At 32.9% G+C, this 22,451-nt stretch carries 21 protein-coding genes; 4 read left to right on the forward strand and 17 right to left on the reverse strand.

The window, feature by feature from the left end; all coding sequences use genetic code 11:
• The first annotated feature begins 161 nt into the window (after positions 1-161).
• Both FLAVO9AF_RS05330 and FLAVO9AF_RS05335 read left to right on the forward strand, forming a co-directional pair.
• On the forward strand, positions 162-2,078 hold the full coding sequence (locus FLAVO9AF_RS05330; RefSeq protein WP_159685418.1) for a DUF294 nucleotidyltransferase-like domain-containing protein: 1,917 nt from the start codon (positions 162-164) through the stop codon (positions 2,076-2,078).
• 1 nt (position 2,079) lies between these two features.
• Complete coding sequence (locus FLAVO9AF_RS05335; protein WP_159685421.1) at positions 2,080-2,679, forward strand: 3'-5' exonuclease; 600 nt, start codon at positions 2,080-2,082, stop codon at positions 2,677-2,679.
• Here the strand turns inward: FLAVO9AF_RS05335 and FLAVO9AF_RS05340 are convergent.
• The 14 genes from FLAVO9AF_RS05340 to FLAVO9AF_RS05405 all read right to left on the reverse strand — a co-directional run bounded on the left by FLAVO9AF_RS05340 (position 2,668) and on the right by FLAVO9AF_RS05405 (position 18,529).
• Positions 2,668-3,159 (reverse strand): 4'-phosphopantetheinyl transferase superfamily protein, encoded by a 492-nt coding sequence (locus FLAVO9AF_RS05340; RefSeq protein ID WP_159685423.1) that lies wholly within the window; start codon positions 3,157-3,159, stop codon positions 2,668-2,670. The two genes, FLAVO9AF_RS05335 and FLAVO9AF_RS05340, sit on opposite strands and share 12 nt — an antisense overlap.
• Before the next feature lie 10 nt (positions 3,160-3,169).
• Positions 3,170-3,427, reverse strand: a complete 258-nt coding sequence (locus FLAVO9AF_RS05345; protein ID WP_159685426.1) for an acyl carrier protein — start codon at positions 3,425-3,427, stop codon at positions 3,170-3,172.
• Between the two features lie 15 nt (positions 3,428-3,442).
• On the reverse strand, positions 3,443-4,723 hold the full coding sequence (locus tag FLAVO9AF_RS05350) for a beta-ketoacyl synthase (protein WP_159685428.1): 1,281 nt from the start codon (positions 4,721-4,723) through the stop codon (positions 3,443-3,445).
• A 23-nt stretch (positions 4,724-4,746) separates the two neighbouring features.
• Positions 4,747-5,175, reverse strand: a complete 429-nt coding sequence (locus FLAVO9AF_RS05355; protein WP_159685431.1) for a 3-hydroxyacyl-ACP dehydratase FabZ family protein — start codon at positions 5,173-5,175, stop codon at positions 4,747-4,749.
• 3 nt (positions 5,176-5,178) lie between these two features.
• Positions 5,179-6,231, reverse strand: coding sequence for a type III polyketide synthase (locus FLAVO9AF_RS05360; protein ID WP_159685433.1), 1,053 nt, complete (start codon positions 6,229-6,231; stop codon positions 5,179-5,181).
• Complete coding sequence (locus FLAVO9AF_RS05365) at positions 6,228-6,947, reverse strand: methyltransferase domain-containing protein (protein ID WP_236552279.1); 720 nt, start codon at positions 6,945-6,947, stop codon at positions 6,228-6,230. Before FLAVO9AF_RS05365 ends, FLAVO9AF_RS05360 begins: the two co-directional genes overlap by 4 nt.
• A 1-nt stretch (position 6,948) precedes the next feature.
• A complete protein-coding gene (locus FLAVO9AF_RS05370) occupies positions 6,949-8,067 on the reverse strand; it encodes an NAD(P)/FAD-dependent oxidoreductase (RefSeq protein WP_159685436.1) in 1,119 nt (372 codons plus the stop codon).
• Between the two features lie 114 nt (positions 8,068-8,181).
• On the reverse strand, positions 8,182-10,089 hold the full coding sequence (gene acs / locus FLAVO9AF_RS05375; RefSeq protein ID WP_159685439.1) for an acetate--CoA ligase: 1,908 nt from the start codon (positions 10,087-10,089) through the stop codon (positions 8,182-8,184).
• 363 nt (positions 10,090-10,452) lie between these two features.
• Positions 10,453-11,922, reverse strand: a complete 1,470-nt coding sequence (ilvC, locus tag FLAVO9AF_RS05380; RefSeq protein ID WP_159685441.1) for a ketol-acid reductoisomerase — start codon at positions 11,920-11,922, stop codon at positions 10,453-10,455.
• A 96-nt stretch (positions 11,923-12,018) separates the two neighbouring features.
• Complete coding sequence (gene ilvN / locus FLAVO9AF_RS05385) at positions 12,019-12,537, reverse strand: acetolactate synthase small subunit (protein ID WP_159685444.1); 519 nt, start codon at positions 12,535-12,537, stop codon at positions 12,019-12,021.
• Between the two features lie 5 nt (positions 12,538-12,542).
• Positions 12,543-14,237, reverse strand: coding sequence for a biosynthetic-type acetolactate synthase large subunit (gene ilvB / locus FLAVO9AF_RS05390; RefSeq protein ID WP_159685446.1), 1,695 nt, complete (start codon positions 14,235-14,237; stop codon positions 12,543-12,545).
• Positions 14,238-14,288: 51 nt separating this feature from the next.
• A complete protein-coding gene (gene ilvD, locus FLAVO9AF_RS05395) occupies positions 14,289-15,962 on the reverse strand; it encodes a dihydroxy-acid dehydratase (RefSeq protein ID WP_159685449.1) in 1,674 nt (557 codons plus the stop codon).
• Between the two features lie 250 nt (positions 15,963-16,212).
• Entirely contained in the window at positions 16,213-17,328 is a 1,116-nt protein-coding gene (gene leuB, locus FLAVO9AF_RS05400; RefSeq protein ID WP_159685451.1) for a 3-isopropylmalate dehydrogenase, read from the reverse strand.
• 25 nt (positions 17,329-17,353) lie between these two features.
• A complete protein-coding gene (locus FLAVO9AF_RS05405) occupies positions 17,354-18,529 on the reverse strand; it encodes a 2-isopropylmalate synthase (protein WP_159685454.1) in 1,176 nt (391 codons plus the stop codon).
• 153 nt (positions 18,530-18,682) lie between these two features.
• Here FLAVO9AF_RS05405 and FLAVO9AF_RS05410 point away from each other — a divergent pair, with 153 nt between their 5' ends.
• Positions 18,683-20,227 (forward strand): hypothetical protein, encoded by a 1,545-nt coding sequence (locus FLAVO9AF_RS05410; protein WP_159685456.1) that lies wholly within the window; start codon positions 18,683-18,685, stop codon positions 20,225-20,227.
• A gap of 38 nt (positions 20,228-20,265) precedes the next feature.
• Here the strand turns inward: FLAVO9AF_RS05410 and FLAVO9AF_RS05415 are convergent, their stop codons facing one another.
• The 3 genes from FLAVO9AF_RS05415 to FLAVO9AF_RS05425 are packed head-to-tail and all read right to left on the reverse strand — an operon-like array spanning position 20,266 to position 21,430.
• On the reverse strand, positions 20,266-20,487 hold the full coding sequence (locus FLAVO9AF_RS05415; RefSeq protein WP_159685459.1) for a hypothetical protein: 222 nt from the start codon (positions 20,485-20,487) through the stop codon (positions 20,266-20,268).
• 56 nt (positions 20,488-20,543) lie between these two features.
• Positions 20,544-20,834, reverse strand: coding sequence for a putative quinol monooxygenase (locus FLAVO9AF_RS05420; RefSeq protein WP_159685461.1), 291 nt, complete (start codon positions 20,832-20,834; stop codon positions 20,544-20,546).
• A 2-nt stretch (positions 20,835-20,836) separates the two neighbouring features.
• Complete coding sequence (locus tag FLAVO9AF_RS05425; protein ID WP_159685464.1) at positions 20,837-21,430, reverse strand: NAD(P)H-dependent oxidoreductase; 594 nt, start codon at positions 21,428-21,430, stop codon at positions 20,837-20,839.
• Positions 21,431-21,527: 97 nt separating this feature from the next.
• Between FLAVO9AF_RS05425 and FLAVO9AF_RS05430 the strand changes: the two genes are divergently transcribed.
• Complete coding sequence (locus tag FLAVO9AF_RS05430) at positions 21,528-22,424, forward strand: LysR family transcriptional regulator (protein ID WP_159685466.1); 897 nt, start codon at positions 21,528-21,530, stop codon at positions 22,422-22,424.
• Positions 22,425-22,451: the final 27 nt, after the last annotated feature.

Below are 22,451 nucleotides of genomic sequence, written 5' to 3' on the forward strand. Positions count from 1 at the left end.
TTTTGATTAAAAGTAATTCAACTCTAGCTATCTTTATAAGGTTTTTGGTTTTTTTTAAGAAATAATTAAGATATTTGTAAATCAATGAGTTATTAAAAAACTGCATTGGTTTTGTTTTCAATTTTACTATTTTTACTATAGTATTAACCTGCACTAATATTATGAATACAATTGCTGAACGCATTGCTGATTTTCTAAAAGAGTACCCACCTTTTGATAATTTAACTTTTAATGAACTATCTGAAATTGCCTCGAATATTCGTGTAATCAATCTTGAAAAGCATCAAACGTTATTTCAAATTAACGATACACTTCATGAAAGCTTTTATGTCGTTGCATCTGGAACAATTAATTTATCTGTAATTTCAGATGCAGAAGAAACACTTTTAAATAAATGCCATCAGGGAGATATTTTTGGTTTAAGACCGTTCTTTGCCAAAAATAATTATATGATGACTGCTAAAGCTCGCGAAGAAAGCATTATTTATGCTATTCCAATTAGTACATTTAGACCTTTTGTAGCTAATAACTCTTTGGTTTTAAACTTTTTACTGGAAAGTTTTGCAGCAACTTCTAGATATGCAAGTGACAAAGATAATTATGGCGGTAAGTTAATATCTGATAATGTGTTTTATCCTGATCAGCAGTCTGAAATTCAATACTTTCAATCTTTAACTTATAATACTTCTCCAATTACAACTACTGCACAAACTATAATAAAAGATATCGCGCAGTTAATGACAGAAGAGATTGTAAATAATGTGCTTATTTGTGAAAATAATTTGCCTATAGGTATAGTTACTGATCGCGATATGCGTTCAAAGGTTGCTACCGGAAGGTATTTGATAACGGACACCATTGACAAAATAATGGATTCTCCAGTTATTACTGTTGTAGAAAATGTATCGCTAGCTGAAGCTCAGTTACTTATGCTAAAACATAATGTTACGCACCTGTGTGTTACAATAGATGGAACAACTCAATCTGTTGTAAAAGGCATTATTTCTGAACACGACTTAATCATCGCACAAGCTAGTAACCCTGGTGTAATGATTAAAGAAATTAAGAGATCATTAGCTGCAAAAGATTTAAAACAAATCCGTGAACGTCTTACTGATTTAGTTCAAAATTCAATTTATAAAAATATACCATTATATCATGTTGCTAATATTGCAAGTGAAATTAATTTAGCTATTGTTAAGCGAAGTGTTGAATTATCTATTTTAGATTTAGGCTCCCCTCCTGCTCGTTTTGTTTGGTTAAGTATTGGTAGCCAAGGCAGAAAAGAACAATTATTATATACTGATCAAGACAGTATGCTTGTGTTTGAAGATGTACCGTCAGAAAAATATCGCGACGTAAAAGACTATTTTATAAAATTGGCTAAACGTACTACCGCAACCTTAGAGAAAGTAGGTTATCAGTTGTGTGCACAAAATCATATGGCCAGTAATTTGCAATGGTGTAAATCACTATCCGATTGGATTAAGCAATATAATAGTTGGATGAATACACCAGGGGAAAACAGTAACGATATGAGTAGTATCTTTTTTGACTATGAGTTAGTGTTTGGAGATGATAAACTCGAAGAAGCGATTAGTAATGTGGTGCTTCAAAATGCTAAAAACAATACGCTGTTTTTTGATTTTTTAGGGAATGATGTTTTAAGAAAGAATGCTCCTTTGACTTTTTTCAAAAAATTTATAACTGAGGAAGACTCTTTAAATCGAAATAAATTTGATATAAAAACACGTGCGCTAATGCCTTTAATTGATGGAGCACGTTTGTTTGCATTGCATTACAACTTGAAAGGAATTAATAATACTTATCTAAGATTCAAACAGCTTGCTATAACGGATCCTAAAAATGAAGAGATTTATTTAAATTGTGCCGATGCATTTATAACATTGTCTAAATATAGAACAATTGAAGGTTTAAGAAATGATGATTCCGGCCAATACATCTCAATAACGGATATGTCTAAGCTAGAAAAAGACAAGTTAAAAGCTGCTTTATACCCAATGAAAGAATTAGAAGAACTAATTAAAGGTAAATTTAAACTTACGCAATTTTCATAATATGTTAGATTGGCTAAAAAATATCAATAAAGATTATCCTGATTTTTGGAAAAATTACTTGTCTAAATTTGATAGTAAATCAAATAAATTCATAGTTTTTTCAACAGAAACATCTGGTATGAATCCTAGTAAAGATGTTATTTTATCTATAGGATCTTTTGCTATTGAAGATAATAGTATTTCCATTGGGGACAGTTTTGAGGCAGTTTTGTTACAATACAAATATTTTCATGATAATGGTTTATCAAATGAATTTATTGTAGATAGCAAAATGAAGAAACTCGTTGAAATGGATGCTATTCAGATGTTTGTTGATTTTATTGGTAATTCAATTCTTATTGGTCACCATATCGATTTTGATGTAGAAATGATTGATGCTGCATTGGATAAATTAGGCTGTGGTCGCTTAAAAAATCAAGCACTTGATGTAGATGTGATGTATAGAAAACTTAACGATATTACTGATAAGCAGTTTTCTTTGGACGAGCTTTGTGCATTGCATAAAATTCCAAAAAGTGATAGGAATTCATCTTCGGAAGATGCTTATCGCATCGCACTTTTGTTTTTGAAGTTAAAAAATAAATTAGATTTAAATTTTTAACATTATTCCTTTCCAATATCTTCCATGATGAGTAATTGAAATGGGATTTTTTTTATTTGTTACACTATCGGTTAAAAATGGAATACCATTTTCTTTTTCAAAACAAACATCATTCGATAATGGAAGTATTTCTGAGAAATATTTTTTGTTGCTAACAGCTATTGTATAAATAGATTCTTCATTTATAACTGTTTGAGTGTAGTAAATTTGCTTCTCAATAGTTACCGTGTCGAATTCTTCACTGCCAAGATTGCATTCAATTAAGTGAGGTATAAAAGCCCGAATATTTGTACTTCGATTAAAAATTTTGTATGCAGATTCTTTTCTAGTCCAAAGATTCCAAACCATATTTTCAGGATTTTTGGATGAAAAAATTAACTCTTGTTCTTTTTGAGTAAATATTTTTTCTGCAAATCCTTTTCGTTTCCAATTACTTTGCAAACGCGCTTGGACTAAATCTACAATGTCGTTTCCAATCATAATATTACACCTATTCGTTTAGTTTTGCATCTATAATTTCTAGAGCTGCTTTTACATTTATCATTCGCTCCATTGATGGGTTGTCAATAACAATTTCATACTTTTCTTCGATGTCCAAAACAATGTCAACTAAATTGGCGGAATTAATTTGTAAATCTTTTATAAAATCAGTTTCTTTAGTTAAAGTCTCTATTGCTTCTTGATTTTGAACGTAAGGCTTAATGATTTTTTTAAGTTCTTCAATTCTATTGTCTTGATTTGTATTCATAAAAATGTGTTTTTTTTAGAAATTAGAATTCCATTTTTTAAAAATTATACATGCATTAACATCTCCAAAGCCAAAACTTGCTTTAGCAATATACTTCATTTTTTTTAGTATTGCAATTTGCGGAATTTTTGTCGTATCTATTAAATCTAGAATGTCAGGGTTTAAATCTTCACAATTTATATTTGGAAAAATAAAATCATTATGCAATTGTAAAACTGTAGCAACACACTCGATACTACCAGCTGCTGAAAGACAATGTCCAACCATTGATTTTAATGAATTTATATATGGAAAATCTTTACCTTTTAAATCCAATGCAGTACACCAATTTTCAATTTCAAATGCATCTTTAGAGGTCGCTGTTAAATGACCATTAATCGAATCTAATTCTCCTGCAGTAATACCACCATTTTCTAAGGCATCTTTTATGCATTTTTGAACTGCAATACCGTTTGGAGCCGTCATAGAACCTTGTCCTCTTTGTCCACCAGAATTACAATTCCCTCCCATAATTTCTCCATAAATGGTTGCACCTCTCTCTAAAGCAGATTCTAAATCTTCAATAACTAAAGCTCCTGCTCCACTGCTTGGCACAAATCCAGAAGCCGATGCAGATAAAGGTCTTGAACCTTGTTCTGGGTTATCATTATACTTGAAAGTACAAACCTTCATTGCGTCAAAACCTCCCCAAATGTAAGGACCAGAATCACTTGTACTACCAACTAACATGCGCTTGGCTAAACCTGCTTGAATCCGCTCAAATCCCATTAAAATACTTTCAGCACCCGTTGTACATGCAGATGAATTAGTTGTTACTTGATTTCCTAATCCCAATTTACCACCAAGATAGGCGCTTACACCACTATTCATAGTTTGGGCTACAGCTGTACTACCCAAACGACGGGTTTGCAAGTCATCAATTTTATAAATGCTTTCTCTAAATTTATCAATTCCAGATGTTCCAGTGCCAAAAATAGTTCCGCTGTCCCAGTCGGGTATTTCATTTGTTTCTATGGGAAGTCCAGCATTTTTCCATGCTTCCATTCCAGCAATAACTCCATATAAAATTCCAGAAGCCTTAAAATTTCTAAGTTCTAATGGAGTAAAATACTCAAGTGCTAACTCATCAGAAACAATAGGTTTTCCAGATATTTGACAAGAAAAAGCCAACTTTTCTAACTGAGGGTCATGCTTAATTCCTGAAGTACCATTTTTGATGGCTTCGGTAAAAGCTTGGACTCCTACTCCATTTGGAGCAACTACTCCTAGACCAGTAATAACCACTCTTCTTTTCATTTTTAGCAATTTTAGCTCAAAATTTATTTAATCATTCCAGAAATAATTCCTCTACAAACTATTTCTTGTTTTTCATTTTCCATCCATATTTTGCATTTTAACTTACCAAAACGGAAATATATTTTTTCAGAAAAGACAGTTACGGTTTCACCTGGAAAAACAGGTTTTAAAAAATCAATTTCACTTGATGTTAAAGCAATTACACTTTCTTTTGTAAAGTTATCATTTAGAATAAAAATTCCCAAGCACACGACACCAATTTGCGCCATAGTTTCGGTCAAAATAACGCCAGGAGTTACCGGATTGTCTACAAAATGCCCTTTATAAAAATCCAAATTTTCTTCATATCTATAACTACCCTTAATGGTATTTTCATTAACATCAATAATGGTATCTACAAACAAAAAAGGTTTTCTGTAGGGTAATTTGGATATAATTTCTTGTGATCCCATTTTTTAAAATTGTAATAAAACTCTTTGCGCCGAAAAGCCTGGACCAAAACTTAGCATCAGTCCTTTTGAACCTTTTATTGGTTTTTTATTCATTATTTCTTCTAAGACATAGAGTACAGTTGCACTTGACATATTACCATAAGAACGTAACACCGATTTTGTTACCTCTATATTTTTCCCAAGACCTTCAAATAGAGTTTCAACAGTTTCAATAATTTTCTTGCCTCCGGGATGAAAAATTAAATGGTCTATATCTGCAATATTTAACTGATGTTTTTCTAAAAATGGATGAATAATAGTTGGAAAATGATTCGCAATAGTTTCTGGGACAGCAATATCAAGAACCATTTGCAAACCAGAATTGGTCAATTCAAAACCCATCATTTCAATGGCATCATAAAAATGATACATTTCTTCTGCAATGATTTCAGGTCCTAAATCTTGTTCGTCAGAAGAAAGTAAAACACAAGCTGCACCATCTCCAAAAATTGCAGCACTCACAATATTTGCCATTGAAAAATCATCCAACTGAAAAGTTGCCGTTGGGCTTTCCACAGCAACAACAGCAGCTCTTTTTCCTGGGTTGGCCTTTAAAAAATTTTTAGCATAAATAATTCCAGATATACCTGCTGCACAGCCCATTTCGGTTACAGGCAAACGAACAACGTCTTGTCTTAAACGCAAACTATTGATTAAATAAGCATCGAGTGATGGAATCATTATTCCTGTACAACTTACAGTAATTATAAAATCAATATCAGTAGCTTCCCATTGTGCTTGTTGCAATGCTTTATGAAGTACTTTTTCACCCAAATTGATTACTTCACGAACATAAATCGCATTTCGTTCTGCAAAACTGGTTTTGGTAAAAACTTCGACAGGATCCATTATAGAATATCTTTTATCTACAGCTGCACCTTCAAAAATTTTTTTAACTTTTCGAATGAATCGTTCGTCTTGCCCTTCTAACCAAGCATCTAAAAAAGGAATAATTTCTTCAGTAGCCTTAGAATAACTAGGTAATTGTTTGGCTACAGTACATATTTTTACACTCATATTTTTGAAATTATCCATTGGTATCTAAAAGCCCATTTCCATTGAATGGACCATTTTTTTAAATTCAGTTGCGTTGAAAAATGATTTAGTTCTTCTTTTTTAAAACCTCTTAAAATTGAAGTTAAACCATCTTCTCGAGACATTGTATTTAGTCTAAAAACAAAACACAAGACTTGAAATAATCGATAAGCTAAACCACTTCGTTGCAAATCATTAATTACTATTCCTATTTTTGCATTCTTATAAAGCAAACGAAGCAACTTTAAAATCTCATCATCTTTAAAATGATGCAGTGTTAAGGTACATAAAAAAATATCACAATTCATTTCATTAAAAGATGGATCAAAAATATCTTCACAACGAAATGAAATATTTGGAAATGCACTAGATAATTCTTTTGCATGATTGATAGTAAAAGCATTAGCATCAACTCCAATCAAATTAAAATCTAAGTTTAATTTTTGCGCATAATTTGCTAATGTTCTCAGCATATCACCATTCCCACATCCGATATCTATAATTGTTATTTCTCTTTCAAATATTTGTTTTTTAAGTAGTTGATTAACTCCATCTAAAGTAATTTTATTGCCACCTAAAAGTTGGTTAATTGCAGCTATTTTATCTAAAGCATCTCGAAGTTCTTCACCTTCTAAAGTAAAGTCGTCCATAATTTCAGCCGATGTGGTTCTATATTTTGTAGGAACAATGAGTTTCATTTTATAAAGGATTACCGTGAGTCCGTTTTATTATTTGTTTTAAAACAAATGGAAACAAAACAACAATTTGTAAAACAAGTAATGTTAGTGTTTGTTGCACAAGGATTGTACTCAATACTCTTCCCATTGCCAATCTTTTTTTAAAGTTTAGATTCCAAGCCTTAGAATAGCGTTTTTCTAATTCGTTTCTGCTTATTTTTTTCTCATTTAAATATAATACACACAATTCAGAAGCAATTTTCGCGCTGTGAATTGCCATTGCCATTCCGTTACCACACAAAGGATGAATTAGTCCAGCCGTATCACCTATCATCAGCATATGCTCTGAAACAGGTTCTTTTTTCTCAAATGAAATTTGGCTAATAGTCAAAGGCTTTTCAAATATTTGAACGCTATTCTCCAGAATTTGTTTCAATCTTTTATTTTTAAAAAGGACTTCTTTTTCAAAAGATGCAATGTTTTTGTATTTTTGAAAGGAAGAATAATTAGTTAAGTAACAAATGTTTATAGTGTCATTTTCAACTTTCGACACTCCGCAATAGCCTCCTTTGAAATGATATAAACCAACAAGATTATCAGAAAACTGACCTTTATAATGATTTTTCACCCCTAACCAAGGTGATTTTTTTATGATAAATGTTCTTTTTAATGAATAATCCAATTGGGCTCTTTTGCCATAAGCCCCTAATACAATTTGTGCTTTATAAATTGATTTTTCAATTGTTTCAATAATGAAATGATTCTCATCAAATCGGCAATTTTCTACAGTTTGATTTATTATAGTACAACCATTTTCAATGGCTTTTTTGTACATAATAAAATCCAAGGTAAACCTACTGATGCCAAAACCCCCTAAAGGAAGCTTTTGAAGTATTCTTGCACCATAAAGGGTTTCAAATTCTAATTGATTAATTGCTGTGGGTTCTGCACTTTGTATTGGAATAGCAAGGGATTCAAGATATCCTCTTACTTCATTAGAAACATATTCTCCACAAACTTTGTGTTTTGGATATTCGTTTTTTTCGATAATAGTTACTGAAATTCCCTTTTGAGATAAATGAATTCCAGCAGTTAAACCTGCTAATCCACCTCCAATAATAACAACTTCTGTAGATACCATATTGGTAAATTTAGTCAAATGTTTTGTACTGAAGCAACAAGTACACTTTTATTATAAAAAAACTGCTTTATCGGTAAAATAAAGCAGTTGTATAAAATAGTGTATGTAAGAGAATTACAATCTATTGTTTTTAATTTCGTCCACAATTTCAGGATTAAGCAAAGTTGTGGTATCTCCAAAATTAGAGAAATCACCTTCAGCAATCTTACGTAATATACGACGCATAATTTTTCCTGAACGTGTTTTTGGTAAACCAGTTACAAACTGTATTTTATCCAATTTTGCAATTGGTCCAATATGATCGGTAATGATTTGATTAATTTCTTTGACTAAATTATCTCTATCTCTAGATTCACCAGATTCTTTCAAGATAACGTAACCGTATAAGGCATTTCCTTTAATATCGTGTGGAAAACCAACAATTGCAGATTCAGCCACAGCTGGATGCTCATTGATAGCGTCTTCAATTGGAGCAGTACCCAAATTATGACCCGAAACAATCACCACATCATCTACACGACCTGTGATTCTATAATACCCAACTTCGTCACGTAATGCACCATCTCCTGTAAAATATTTACCTGGGAACGATGAAAAGTAAGTATCAATATAGCGTTGATGGTCTCCCCATATTGTTCTTGCTATACCAGGCCAAGGGAATTTAATACACAAACTTCCTACTACTTGATTCCCTTCTATTTCATTACGCTTATCATCCATTAATACAGGTTGAATACCAGGTAAAGGCAATGTAGCATAGGTTGGCTTCGTTGGTGTTACAAAAGAAATAGGCGCAATCATGATACCACCGGTTTCAGTTTGCCACCATGTATCCACAATTGGACATCTTTTATCTCCAACGTGATCATTGAACCAGTGCCAAGCTTCTTCATTAATTGGTTCACCAACAGAACCAATAACTTTTAAAGACTTTAAAGGAAAACGCTGAACAAATTCTAAACTTTCTTTTGCTAGAGATCGAATTGCTGTTGGTGCAGTGTAGAATTGAGTAATTTTATGTTTTTCAATAGTTTCCCAAAAACGACTAAAATCTGGATAAGAAGGAATTCCTTCAAAAATAACGGTTGTTCCACCATTTAACAATGGACCGTAAAGTGTATAAGAATGCCCTGTAATCCAACCTATATCTGCTGTACACCAAAAAATATCATTTTCTTCGTGATTAAAAACGTTTTTGAAAGTATAAGAAGTGTACACCATATAACCTGCAGTAGTATGCACCATTCCTTTTGGTTTACCAGTAGAACCAGATGTATAAAGAATAAACAATGGATCTTCGGCATCCATTATTTCTGCAACATTGTTATCTGACGCTTGATCCAAAAGAGGCTGTAACCATTGATCCCTGCCAGCTTTCATAGTAATTGTTGTCTCCGTTCTCTTGGCAACCAATACAGATTGTACTGTAGGACAAGTCTCTAATGCTTCGTCAATAATTCCTTTCAAATCGATGGTTTTATTCCCTCTATATCCACCGTCAGAAGTGATGACCATTTTACATTCGCTATCATTGATTCTTGATGCTACAGCAGAAGAAGAAAATCCTGCAAAAATTACAGAGTGAATAGCTCCAATTCTAGCACAAGCTAAAATCGAAACAGCCAATTCTGGAATCATAGGTAAATAAATACAAACACGATCTCCTTTTGAAATCCCTTGTTCTCTCAAAACATTAGCCATTTTACAAACTCGTTGATGCAATTCGTTATAGGTAATATGTTGTGCAGCTTCTTCTGGATTATTCGGTTCAAAAATTATGGCATTCTTTTCGCCTCGCTTGGCTAAGTGACGATCAATGCAGTTTTTGGTGATATTCACTTTGGCTTCTGTAAACCATTTTACTTCAGCAGTAGCCATATTAAAATCAACTACTTTATCCCAATATTGATACCAAGTAAAATTTTCTTCGGCAATTTTTCCCCAAAATTTTCTAGGCTCTCTAACCGATTTATTATAATGTTTAAAATATTGTTCTAAATTTTCGATTTTAAAATAACTCATCTTTATTAATTTTTTGCGAAGATATTAATTCTATACTCTTATGTTGATAAATGAATATCAAATATACTAATTCCAATATTTAAGTTGCTATAATCTTTCCTATTTATGAACAATAAATTTTAAAAAAAAAAGACAAACTGCTAACAGTTTGCCCTTTTAAATAACAATTTAACTCTAATTATAACAATATATTCTTTTTCCGGATTACATTCACTTAACTCCCCAACGAAGTTAAGTGAACCTGACTATATCAAATCGTTTAGCCCAATTTTAAAATTTAATAACTAATTCAAACTAAAACCATGAGAGTATCGATAAGATAGTTTTTCAGCACACGCTCCCTGTGTGGTAATTCCTTGTTTTTTAACCTATTTTTTTCATTGCAGTCATTGATTCACGCAACCAAGCTCCCACTTCTTCAATTGGGTGTTGACGGATGCTATTATTAACAGCAATTAATACTGCATTGTCAACTTCATTTGAAGTTGAAAATGGTTTACCAATTACATTTGTATCAATAGCTTGCATAAAATCTACCAACAAAGGTTTGCACGCATGATCAAACAAATAACAACCATATTCAGCTGTATCCGAAATGATTCGGTTCATTTCATATAATTTTTTTCTAGCTACAGTATTAGCGATCAAAGGCAATTCGTGTAATGACTCATAATAAGCTGATTCTTCAATGATTCCAGACTCTGTCATTGTTTCGAAAGCCAATTCTACACCAGCTTTAACCATTGCAATCATTAAAACGCCATTGTCAAAATATTCTTGTTCTGAGATCGTTGCAGCAGTTGGTTGTGTTTTTTCAAAATTGGTTTCAGCTGTAGCAGCTCTCCATGATAATAAGTTGATATCGTCATTTTCCCAATCAATCATCATATTTCTTGAAAATTCACCAGAAATAATATCATCCATATGTTTTTGAAACAAAGGACGCATAATGTCTTTTAGTTCATCAGCTAATTCATAGGCTTCAATTTTAGAAGGATTGTTCAAACGATCCATCATGTTAGTGATTCCACCATGTTTTAAAGCTTCAGTAATTGTTTCCCAACCGTATTGAATCAATTTTGAGGCATAACCTGGCTCGATTCCTTTTTCTACCATTTTGTCAAAACACAAAATTGAGCCCGTTTGTAGCATACCACACAAAATGGTTTGCTCTCCCATCAAATCTGATTTTACTTCGGCAACGAAAGAAGATTTCAAAACACCTGCTCTGTGACCACCTGTAGCCACTGCATACGCTTTTGCTTGCTCTAATCCTACTCCATTTGGATCGTTTTCTGGGTGAACAGCAATTAAGGTAGGAACTCCAAAACCTCTTTTGTACTCTTCACGAACCTCTGATCCTGGGCATTTTGGAGCACACATAATTACTGTAATATCTTTACGAATTTGCATTCCTTCTTCAACGATGTTAAAACCGTGAGAGTAAGCTAAAGTAGCTCCTTCTTTCATCAATGGCATAATAGCACTTACTACAGCAGTATGTTGTTTATCTGGAGTTAAATTACAAACTAAATCTGCACTTGGAATCAATTCTTCATAGGTTCCAACTTTAAAACCATTATCTGCAGCATTCATATAAGAAGCTCTTTTTTGAGCAATTGCCTCTGCACGTAAAGCATAAGAAATATCTAAACCAGAATCTCTCATATTTAAACCTTGGTTTAAACCTTGAGCTCCACAACCTACAATGACTACTTTTTTTCCTGCCAAAGCTGTTATTCCATTTGCAAATTCTGATTGATCCATGAATTCGCAAACGCCTAATTGTTCTAGTTGTAATCTAAGTGGTAATGAATTGAAATAATTTGCCATTTTTTTAATATTTAATGAATGTAAAATTTTATAATTAATAGTTTTATTTGGTTTTGTTTTGAAATTCTAGTTATGGTAATTTCGAAAGCTTTTGCTTTATAAATTCTCTAATATTGCTGAAATTTCCATTTTCGTTTTTGAAACTGAAATACGACCTGAACGCACAAATTGCATGATTCCAAATGGTTTTAGTTTAGCATACAACTCTTCTATTTCTGATCGTTTGCCTGATTTTGAAATCACAAAAAAGTCTCTCGAAACGGTTACAATTTGTGAATTACTTTCTTTGATTATATTTTGAATTTGTCGCTCATCAAAAAGTAAACTGGATTCGATTTTGAAAATAGCGCTTTCCAAGAAGATGGTCTCTTCATCGATGTGGTAAAAAGCCTTAATTACTTCAATCTGTTTTTCGATTTGACCTACGATGTTTTGTACCCATTTTTCGGTTGTATTTACTACAATTACAAATCGAGAAACGTTTTCTATCTCTGATTCGGATACGTTCAAACTCAAAATATTTATATGTCGTTTCAGAAATATGCCTGAAATTCTATTCAATAAGCCTACGTTGTTTTCTGAATATACAGAAATCGTGAATGTTTTATTTTCCATAACTTTTAACTTAATCTGATATCAGAAACTGAGGCTCCTGTAGGAATCATTGGAAATACATTGTTTTCTTTTTCTACCATTACTTCTAAGAAATAGGCTTCTTTTGAAGCTAACATTTCAGCAACAGCAGCATCTAAATCCTCTCTTTTGGTTACTTTTTTCGCTTTAATATAATAGCCTTCGGCAATCGCAATAAAGTTGGGATTAATCATTTCGGTAGACGCATAGCGTTTGTCAAAAAACAACTGTTGCCATTGTCTTACCATTCCTAAAAATTCGTTATTCAATACCACAATTTTTACTGGAACTCTAGTTTGAAAAATAGTTCCTAATTCCTGAATTGTCATTTGAAATCCACCATCACCTATGATTGCTACTACTTCACGATCTGGTTGTCCCATTTTGGCACCGATAGCTGCTGGCAAAGCAAATCCCATAGTTCCCAATCCTCCAGAAGTAATGTTACTTTTTGATTGATTGAATTTAGAATAGCGGCAGGTAAACATTTGGTGTTGCCCCACATCTGAAACCATAATAGCATCACCATTGGAATGTTTGTTTATCATTTCGATGGTTTCACCCATTGAGATTCCTTCGCCCTTTGGATTTAATTCGTCATTGATAACACTTTCCAGTTCAATCTTATATTTTTCTTTGAATTCGTTATGCCAAGCTTCGTGTGATTTAGCTTCTACCAAAGGTAAAAGAGCTGCCAATGATTCTTTTACATCACCCAAAACAGCCACATCCGTTTTTACATTTTTATCTACTTCTGCAGGGTCTATTTCAAAGTGGATTACTTTGGCTTGTTTCGCGTACGTGGCTAAATTACCTGTTACACGATCATCGAAACGCATACCAATGGCAATCAATACATCGCATTCATTGGTCAATATATTTGGTCCATAATTACCGTGCATTCCAAGCATACCAACGTTTAGTGGATGATCTGATGGTAAAGCAGAAAGACCTAAAATCGTCCAAGCTGCTGGTATTCCTGTTTTTTCAATTACGGCTTTTAATAATTCCTCGGCTTGCCCCAAAATCACACCCTGACCAAAAACGATATAAGGTTTTTTAGCACCATTAATTAATGCAGCTGCTTCCGCAACTTTTTGGTGATCTAAAACAGGCTTTGGAAAGTAACTGCGAACTCCTTTGCATTTAGTATAACTAAAATCAAGTTCATCAAACTGAGCGTTTTTGGTAATATCTACCAAAACTGGTCCTGGACGTCCTGAACGAGCAATGTAAAAAGCTTTAGCGATGATTTCTGGAATTTCCGAAGCTTCTGTAACTTGATAATTCCATTTGGTTACAGGAGTTGAGATTCCAATAATATCTGTTTCTTGGAAAGCATCAGAACCCAATAAATGTTTCCCAACCTGACCTGTAATACAAACCATTGGAGTAGAGTCGATTTGAGCATCGGCAATTCCAGTGACTAAATTAGTTGCTCCAGGTCCTGAAGTAGCGATGGCTACTCCAACTTTTCCTGTAGCTCTAGCATATCCTTGTGCAGCATGCGTTGCTCCTTGTTCGTGTCGTACTAGAACATGATGCAACTGATCTTGAAATTTATATAATTCATCGTATACAGGCATTATGGCTCCACCTGGATATCCATAAACGATGTCTACACCTTCTTCTAATAGGCATCTGATGATTGCTTCAGCACCTGAAATTTTATTTGTTACCATTGGTATTATTATTTGGAAATGAAATTGCTTTCATTTTTTAAATATTTCTAGTTATTTATCGGTTACGCATCCTGTTGAAGCACTAGAGACCGATCTAGCGTATTTAAGTAACACCCCTTTTGTAACTTTTAGTGGTGGTTGTACCCAATTGGCTTTTCGTTTTGCAAACTCTTCATCAGAAATTTTAAGGTTGATCGTATTCTTGACGGCGTCAATACTAATTACGTCTCCTTCTTCGATTAGAGCAATTCCACCACCATCATAAGCCTCTGGAGTGATATGACCTACAACGAAACCATGAGAACCTCCTGAGAATCTTCCATCAGTAATTAAAGCTACCGAATTTCCTAAGCCTGCTCCCATAATGGCAGAAGTTGGTTTCAACATTTCAGGCATACCTGGACCACCTTTAGGACCACAATATCTAATGACTACTACATTACCTGGTTTTACTTTTCCAGCTTCTATTCCGGGAATCACTTCAAATTCACTTTCAAAAACTACGGCTGTTCCTTCAAAATATTCACCTTCTTTACCACTTATTTTGGCTACACATCCTTCTTCTGCAAGATTTCCATATAAAATTTGAATATTTCCTGTAGGTTTTAATGCTTTTTGTATTTCGTGTATTACATCTTGACCATCATTTAAGTCTGGAATATTGGCCAAATTTTCAGCTACTGTTTTACCAGTTACTGTCATACAATCCCCGTGAATCAAACCGTTTTTCAATAAATACTTTAAAACTGCTGGAACTCCTCCTGCATAATGAAGATTCTCCATCATGTATTTACCACTTGGTTTTAAATCGCCTAGCATAGGTGTTTTATCACTAATATTTTGAAAATCTTTTAAGGTGATTTCAATATCAACAGAATGTGCCATAGCAATTAAATGCATTACCGCATTTGTAGATCCTCCAAGAACAGCTACAATCGTAATCGCATTTTCAAACGCTTTTCTAGTCATAATATCCCTTGGCTTGATATCTTTTTCAAGCAACAATCGGATGTATTTACCAGCATCTAAACATTCATTTCTTTTTTGTTCACTCAAAGCTGGATTCGATGAACTGTATGGTAAACTCATTCCTAAGGCTTCAATAGCCGAAGCCATAGTATTGGCAGTATACATTCCACCGCAAGCACCTGGTCCAGGACAAGAATTTTGAATTACTCCTTTAAAATCTTCTTCAGAAATTGTTTTTTGTAATTTTTTACCCAAAGCTTCAAAGGCAGAAACAATATTAAGCTTCTCACCTTTCCATTCACCTGAATGAATTGATCCTCCATAAACCATAATGGCTGGTCTATTTACTCTTCCCATAGCAATTAAAGCTCCTGGCATGTTTTTATCACATCCTGGTATGGCAATCATAGAATCATACCATTGCGCTCCCATAACAGTTTCAATAGAGTCTGCAATTACATCTCTTGAAACCAATGAATAACGCATTCCTTCAGTACCGTTAGAGATTCCGTCACTAACCCCAATCGTATTAAAAATTAGGCCAACTAAATCGGCATTCCAAACCCCTTTTTTAACGTGTTTTGCTAAATCATTTAAGTGCATGTTACAAGTATTTCCCTCGTATCCCATGCTTACAATTCCTACTTGTGCTTTTTTTAAATCTTCTTCAGTTAATCCAATTCCGTACAACATTGCTTGTGCTGCTGGTTGTGTTTCGTCTTGTGTAATTGTTTTACTGTATTTATTTAATTCCATTTTATGTATATCTATTTTTTAAAATTTGTGTAAAAAAAAACCTTCCAAGAATCTGGAAGGTTTTTCTATATATGTTTATAACATATTATCATACCATTCCTCTTGCCTGCGTAATAATTACGATGACATTAATAATAGAGGTAATAGTATTGTTATGTTTTTGCATTGTTTTTTTTATTAAAGTCCAAATCTACTAAAAGTTTGGTCAAAAAAACAATGAATCCTCTATTTTTAATGTTTTGTCAAAAAACTACACTATAGTTGATCGACCAATTTGCACAAAATCTTTTTTGAAGTACAAATCTTCTGCATCCATAATGTGATTAGCGATAAAATCACCAACTTCATTTGTTCCAAATCGTGAATCTACCTTTAAATCTACCGTGACGACTTGATTGCTTATGGCAGCTTCTACCGCAGCGATTACTTTTTTAGCTTCTTCAAACAATCCAAAATGTTCCAATAACATTGCTACAGACAAAATCGAAGCGATTGGATTAGCAATATTTTTATCTTTAGCCTCGGTATAACAACCGTGAATAGGTTCAAACAATGAATGATAATCTCCAATTGAAGCAGATGCCATTAACCCGATTGAACCCGAGATAACGCTTGCTTCATCTGAAAGAATATCACCAAACAAGTTATCAGTTAATAAAACATCAAACTGTCTTGGATTTAAAATGATTTGCATTGCTGCATTGTCTACATACAAGAAATTCAATTCAACTTCAGGATACTCCGAAGCAATTTCTGTAACTACTCTTCTCCAAAGACGTGAAGTTTCTAATACATTGGCTTTGTCTACTAATGTTACTTTCTTGCGTCTAGCTTGAGCAGCTTTGAAAGCCAAATGTGTGATTTTTGCAATTTCAGATTCATTATATTCACACAAATCCGAAGCATACGTTTCGGTTTCGTTGGTTGTTTTTTTACCAAAATATAAACCACCATTCAATTCTCTGTACACTACAAAATCAGTTCCATCTAAAACTTCTTTCTTTATAGGAGAAGAACTCATTAAATGAGGATAAGCTTTTATTGGACGAATATTGGCATACAAGCCTAATTCTTTTCTTAATTTCAATAATCCTTGTTCTGGACGAACTTTTGCAGTAGGGTTATTATCATAAATAGGATCTCCGATTGCACCAAACAGAATACAATCTGTGTTTCTACACAAATTCAAAGTTTGATCTGGAAGTGGTTTTCCTGTTTTTTCGATGGCTATTGCACCAATATAAGCGTCTTCAAAAACAAATTCGTGATTGTAAACCACACCAATAGCGTTCAAAGCTTTTTTAGCTTGCATTGTTACCTCTGGACCTATTCCGTCTCCTGAAAGTACTGCTATTTTTAAATTCATAATCTTTTGGTCTTAATAGTCTTGGTTAGTTTCTTGCTAGCTCGCTTTCTATTTTGCAAGCAGCTATAATTTGATGAATATCGGTATCAACTACTTCTTTTTTAATGTCTGCGAACTTTAAAAATTCTTGATAAACAATATCCAATTGTACTTTGGTTAGCTCATAACCCACTTTTTTTGCTCGGTATGCCAAAGCAGCGCGACCACTTCTTGCTGTCAAAATAATGGATGATTCATTGACGCCAACGTCTAAGGGATCCATAATTTCATAAGTCGCTCTGTTCTTAATTACCCCATCTTGGTGAATTCCTGAACTATGAGCAAAAGCATTGGCACCCACTATTGCTTTATTGGGTTGCACAATCATTCCCATACTTTCAGAAACCAAACGACTCATTTCATTCAATTGTCGTGTATTAATGTTGGTATCCAAGTTCAAATAAGGGTGTTGCTTAAAAATCATTACCACTTCCTCAAGTGCCGTGTTTCCTGCGCGTTCCCCAATACCGTTGATAGTACATTCTATTTGTCTTGCTCCGTTTATAGCTCCAGAAATTGAATTGGCTGTAGCCATTCCTAAATCGTTGTGACAATGACAAGAAAGAATCACATTTTCAATACCTCTTACATTTTCTTTCAAGTATTTTATTTTGGCACCGTATTCTTCTGGTAAGCAATAACCAGTTGTATCTGGTATATTTAAAACTGTTGCACCCGATTTGATGACTTCCTCACAGACTCGTGCCAAAAATTCATTGTCGGTACGACCAGCATCTTCTGCATAAAACTCCACATCTTCAACATATGATTTTGCGTGGGCAACGGCAGCTTTTGCTCTTTCGATTACATCTTCTCTTGTCGTATTCAATTTGTGCATTACGTGCGAATCTGAGGTACCAATTCCTGTATGAATTCTAGGTTTTTTGGCATATCTTAAAGCATCAGCAGCAACATCTATATCGTTTTTTACGGCTCTGGTTAAACCACAAACCGTTGCATTTTTTACAATTTTGCTAATTTCAGAAACAGATAAAAAATCACCTGGACTAGAAACCGGAAAACCAGCTTCTATTATATCAACTCCCATTTCGTCTAAACGATTTGCAATCACTAGCTTTTGTTTGGTATCTAGCTTGCATCCAGGAACTTGCTCTCCATCTCTTAGTGTGGTGTCAAAAATTTGAACTTTCTCTCTATTCATTTTAATTTATTTAATGTAATTTCACATCTCTAAACAAAAATAGATTTCGTTACACAAGCACAAAAACCAATATATTCAAATATACTCTTTATAAAAGCAGTTAATTGTTTTTAATTAATTGATTTTCAATAGTTTAATATACATTATTTTACAATGGCTAACCATCAAAAAGATTTTTTATTTGTATTGATTAAGTCTCTTTCTAAGTCTGAAAAACGTCAATTTAAAATTTTTGCCAGTCGATTGGAGACTAGTTCAAATACTAAATTCATCGAGCTTTTCAATATTTTGGACAAATCAGAAGTCTATGATGAAAAAATGATTTTAAAGAATGGATTAATCAAAAAAGTGCAATTATCCAATTTGAAATCGTATTTGTACAAGCAAATTCTCGTTAGCATTCGCTTAAATATTCCAAGTCAAAATATTCGCTATCAATTGCGTGAACAAATTGATTTCGCGGTTATTTTATACAATAAAGGATTGTATAAACAAAGCTTAAAAATTTTAGATAAAACCAAAGCCTTAGCCATTGAGAATGATGAAAAATATATGGCTTTTGAAATTGTAGAATTTGAAAAACTAATCGAGTCACAATACATCACTAGAAGTATTCAAGGACGTGCAGATGAACTAGTGGTGCAGGCTAAAGAGTTGAATTATCGTAATACCATTTCGAGTAAGCTATCCAATCTTTCGTTGCAGCTATATGGTATTATGCTAAAAACGGGCTATGTAAAAAGTGATGCCGAATACAAATACATTGATGATTATTTCAAAAAACATATCTCCAAATTAGACGAAAGTAAATTTGGTTTCAGAGAAAAATATTGGTTTTATAATGCCAATTTATGGCGTAGTTTCTTGGTTCAGGACTTTTTGGCCAGTTATAAATATGCCTTTAAATGGGTGACCTTGTTTTATGACAATCCCAATATGATTTATTTGAATCCTGTGTTTTTCTTAAAAGGAAATAATTATCTTTTGGAGTCATTATACATGCTGAAGTATAAATCAAAGTTTAAGAAGTACTTGGTTTTATTGGAAGAAACCATCAAAGATGCTCGTTTTCCTATAAATGATAACATAGCTAGCTTGTCGTTTTTGTATTTGTATAATAACAAGCTCAATTATCATATTCTCGAAGGGTCATTTGTAGAAAGCGAATATTTGATTCCAGAGATTTTGAACAAACTAAAAATTCATAGCGACCATCTGGATGAGCACCATGAGATGTTGTTTTATTACAAGATAGCTTCAATCTATTTCGGAAACGAAAAATATGCGGAATGTATTAATTATCTTGAAAAAATAATCAACAACAAAAACTTATCGATGCGTGAGGATTTGATGTGTTTTTCTAGACTTTTATGCTTAATTGCTCATTATGAACTAGGCAAAGATTTTTACATCGAAAACCAAATCAAAAACACCTATAAATTTTTGATTAAAATGAATGATATGCATGAAGTGCAAAAAGAAATTATTCGTTTTATGAAAAACTTAAACTCAATTTATCCAAGTGATATCAAAAAGGAGTTTATAAAAATGAAGGAGCGATTCATAGAACTCGACAAGAACACTTATGAAAAAAGGGCTTTCTTATACTTGGATATCATTTCTTGGCTTGAAAGCAAAATTGAAAACAGAAAAATTAGTGATATCATTAAAGAAAAAGCCAAAATAAATAATCGATAAAAAAGAAAAAGGAGGTAAAATTAGTACCTCCTTTTTGTTTATAGTTCTTTTCTACCTCTCAGAATATCTTCAAACGTGCAGCATTTCACAATTTCTTGCTCCCCTTCTATCATCATTGGCAAATAAATCCATTCTACCTCCGAAAGGTCTTCTTTTAGATAAAAAGTGATGTCCTCCAAATTGAAAAACCACTCCGTATCATATTGCACTTTATGAATTGTAGCATCTTGAATTAATAGTTTTTCCTTTATGGGTTTCATGCACACTATATTTTGTAGAGCCAAAATTAAATCAAACTACCTGAGTGCACAAATTTTTATGCTAATCGATTGGTAAAATATAACAAGGGTTCTTCTTGAAGCAATGATTTTGAATTTTGAAAAAACGACTGAATGTAACTTTGTTGATTATGCTGTTCAAAACCAATTTGATTTTCCCATACTTCATAAAAAATAAAAAGTGACTTGTCATTCTTGTCTTGGTGCAATTCATATTGCATACAAGCAATTTCTGATTTGGATTTATCAACCATATCCAAAAGAATATGACGAAGCTCATCAATATTCTCAGGCTTACTTTTTAAAATTGCTGTTAGATTTATTTTCATAATTAATTTAAAAATAGTTGTTCCAAATGGTTTTGATATTTTTCTAAGTCCTTTTCAACATTGGCATTTTTCTCAATATCGTGAAAATGTATGCTTTGTAATGGTTGTAATCCTACGAATGCATTCATTCTATGAAAACCAAATAACGGTCCTTCATCTACAGAATGTTGATTAAAAAACTCCCCTGGTAAAGTAAAAGCTTCTTTGGGTGCGTTCCATGAAGTGGTAACCATATATTGTTTTCCAATTAGCATACCACCTGTTCCATAGTTTATCGTTGGATTTTCGGCAGAGCGACCATCGCTTTTGTAAATTCCATTAGCGTGACCTTCTGTAAAAACAACGTCTATATATTTTTTAAAACCATGAGGCAATTGAAACCACCATATTGGAGTATGGTAAATAATAACATCAGCCCAAACAAATTTTTCTACTTCTTCTTTAGGATTATATTCATCATTAATATTGGTCGTTTTTACTTGAAAATTTGGATTGCTTTCGAAGAACTCCAAAGAGGCATTTGCAATAGTTTCATTGAATCGTCCACCTGAATGACCAAATTTTTGTCCACCATTGATTATAAATATTTTTTTCATGATATAAGTTGTATTTTTTGACTTTGCAAAGTTAGAACGCATTTAACTATTATAAAAACAATATAAATTATACCTTTGTATTATAATTATAATAGTTATGGTGAATTTTGAATGGTATCGAACCTTTAAAGCGATTTATAAAACAGGAAATTTGACGAATGCAGCAGAGGTGCTATTTATATCTCAGCCTGGAGTAAGTTTACATTTAAGTGCTTTAGAAAATTATGTAGGATACAAATTATTTGACCGAAGTGGCAGAAAAATGATTCCTACCGAAAGAGGAAAAGTACTTTACAATTTTATAGTTGAAGCATTGAGTAAACTCGAAGAAGCAGAAAAAACGTTTCAGCGAAGCACCGAAAAAAACACACCAACCATAAGCGTAGGAATGTGTTTTGAGACCTTTCAGATTACTTTAGAACAATTTGTTTCAAGCTTACCTTTCAATATTATCATTCAATTTGGATTATATCCTGAGATGATAGAAAGTTTAGAAAAAGGAATCTTAGACCTTATCATAACGCCACAAATGGTAGTTAAAAACGGAATCGATTATCAAGAGTTTTCTAAAGAAACCATTGTTCTTATTGGAGGAAATGAGACTGACGGTAATGAATTTAATGCAATACTTAAAAATGAGAATTTGTTAGAAATCGAAACTTGGTTAAAACAGCAAAAATGGTATGGCACTACTGGCGATATGGAGCATCTTCGTAAATTTTGGCAATTAAATTTCAATAAGCATCCTGATTTTAGACCTAATTACATTGTACCAAATATCAATTCTATTGTACGTTGTTTAAGTTCAGGAGCTGGTTTAGCTGTAGTCCCTGATTTTCTTTGCAAAAACGAGATAGAAAACGGGGCAATTCAATTAATTTGGAAAGGGAATAATCCATTGATAAATAAACTCTATTTTGCTTCAAGAAAGAAAAACGAACATTCGGCTGAAATAAACTTAATAAAAGAAAAGTTTCTGTCTTTATTAAAATAAAATGGTTGCTCATATTCAAAAATACAA

The sequence above is a fragment of the Flavobacterium sp. 9R genome, from assembly GCF_902506345.1.
Classification (GTDB): Bacteria; Bacteroidota; Bacteroidia; order Flavobacteriales; family Flavobacteriaceae; genus Flavobacterium.

Coding starts and splice junctions, on each gene's coding strand:
- FLAVO9AF_RS05415 (WP_159685459.1), bottom strand. CDS start 20,487: ATGAAACCCATAAAGGAAAAACTATTAATTCAAGATGCTACAATTCAT.
- leuB (WP_159685451.1), bottom strand. CDS start 17,328: ATGAATTTAAAAATAGCAGTACTTTCAGGAGACGGAATAGGTCCAGAG.
- FLAVO9AF_RS05345 (WP_159685426.1), bottom strand. CDS start 3,427: ATGAATACAAATCAAGACAATAGAATTGAAGAACTTAAAAAAATCATT.
- ilvC (WP_159685441.1), bottom strand. CDS start 11,922: ATGGCAAATTATTTCAATTCATTACCACTTAGATTACAACTAGAACAA.
- FLAVO9AF_RS05405 (WP_159685454.1), bottom strand. CDS start 18,529: ATGAATAGAGAGAAAGTTCAAATTTTTGACACCACACTAAGAGATGGA.
- FLAVO9AF_RS05370 (WP_159685436.1), bottom strand. CDS start 8,067: ATGGTATCTACAGAAGTTGTTATTATTGGAGGTGGATTAGCAGGTTTA.
- FLAVO9AF_RS05330 (WP_159685418.1), top strand. CDS start 162: ATGAATACAATTGCTGAACGCATTGCTGATTTTCTAAAAGAGTACCCA.
- acs (WP_159685439.1), bottom strand. CDS start 10,089: ATGAGTTATTTTAAAATCGAAAATTTAGAACAATATTTTAAACATTAT.
- FLAVO9AF_RS05425 (WP_159685464.1), bottom strand. CDS start 21,430: ATGAAAAAAATATTTATAATCAATGGTGGACAAAAATTTGGTCATTCA.
- FLAVO9AF_RS05360 (WP_159685433.1), bottom strand. CDS start 6,231: ATGAGTGTAAAAATATGTACTGTAGCCAAACAATTACCTAGTTATTCT.
- FLAVO9AF_RS05410 (WP_159685456.1), top strand. CDS start 18,683: ATGGCTAACCATCAAAAAGATTTTTTATTTGTATTGATTAAGTCTCTT.
- FLAVO9AF_RS05350 (WP_159685428.1), bottom strand. CDS start 4,723: ATGAAAAGAAGAGTGGTTATTACTGGTCTAGGAGTAGTTGCTCCAAAT.
- FLAVO9AF_RS05365 (WP_236552279.1), bottom strand. CDS start 6,947: ATGAAACTCATTGTTCCTACAAAATATAGAACCACATCGGCTGAAATT.
- FLAVO9AF_RS05355 (WP_159685431.1), bottom strand. CDS start 5,175: ATGGGATCACAAGAAATTATATCCAAATTACCCTACAGAAAACCTTTT.
- FLAVO9AF_RS05340 (WP_159685423.1), bottom strand. CDS start 3,159: ATGATTGGAAACGACATTGTAGATTTAGTCCAAGCGCGTTTGCAAAGT.
- FLAVO9AF_RS05430 (WP_159685466.1), top strand. CDS start 21,528: ATGGTGAATTTTGAATGGTATCGAACCTTTAAAGCGATTTATAAAACA.
- ilvD (WP_159685449.1), bottom strand. CDS start 15,962: ATGGAATTAAATAAATACAGTAAAACAATTACACAAGACGAAACACAA.
- ilvN (WP_159685444.1), bottom strand. CDS start 12,537: ATGGAAAATAAAACATTCACGATTTCTGTATATTCAGAAAACAACGTA.
- ilvB (WP_159685446.1), bottom strand. CDS start 14,237: ATGGTAACAAATAAAATTTCAGGTGCTGAAGCAATCATCAGATGCCTA.
- FLAVO9AF_RS05420 (WP_159685461.1), bottom strand. CDS start 20,834: ATGAAAATAAATCTAACAGCAATTTTAAAAAGTAAGCCTGAGAATATT.
- FLAVO9AF_RS05335 (WP_159685421.1), top strand. CDS start 2,080: ATGTTAGATTGGCTAAAAAATATCAATAAAGATTATCCTGATTTTTGG.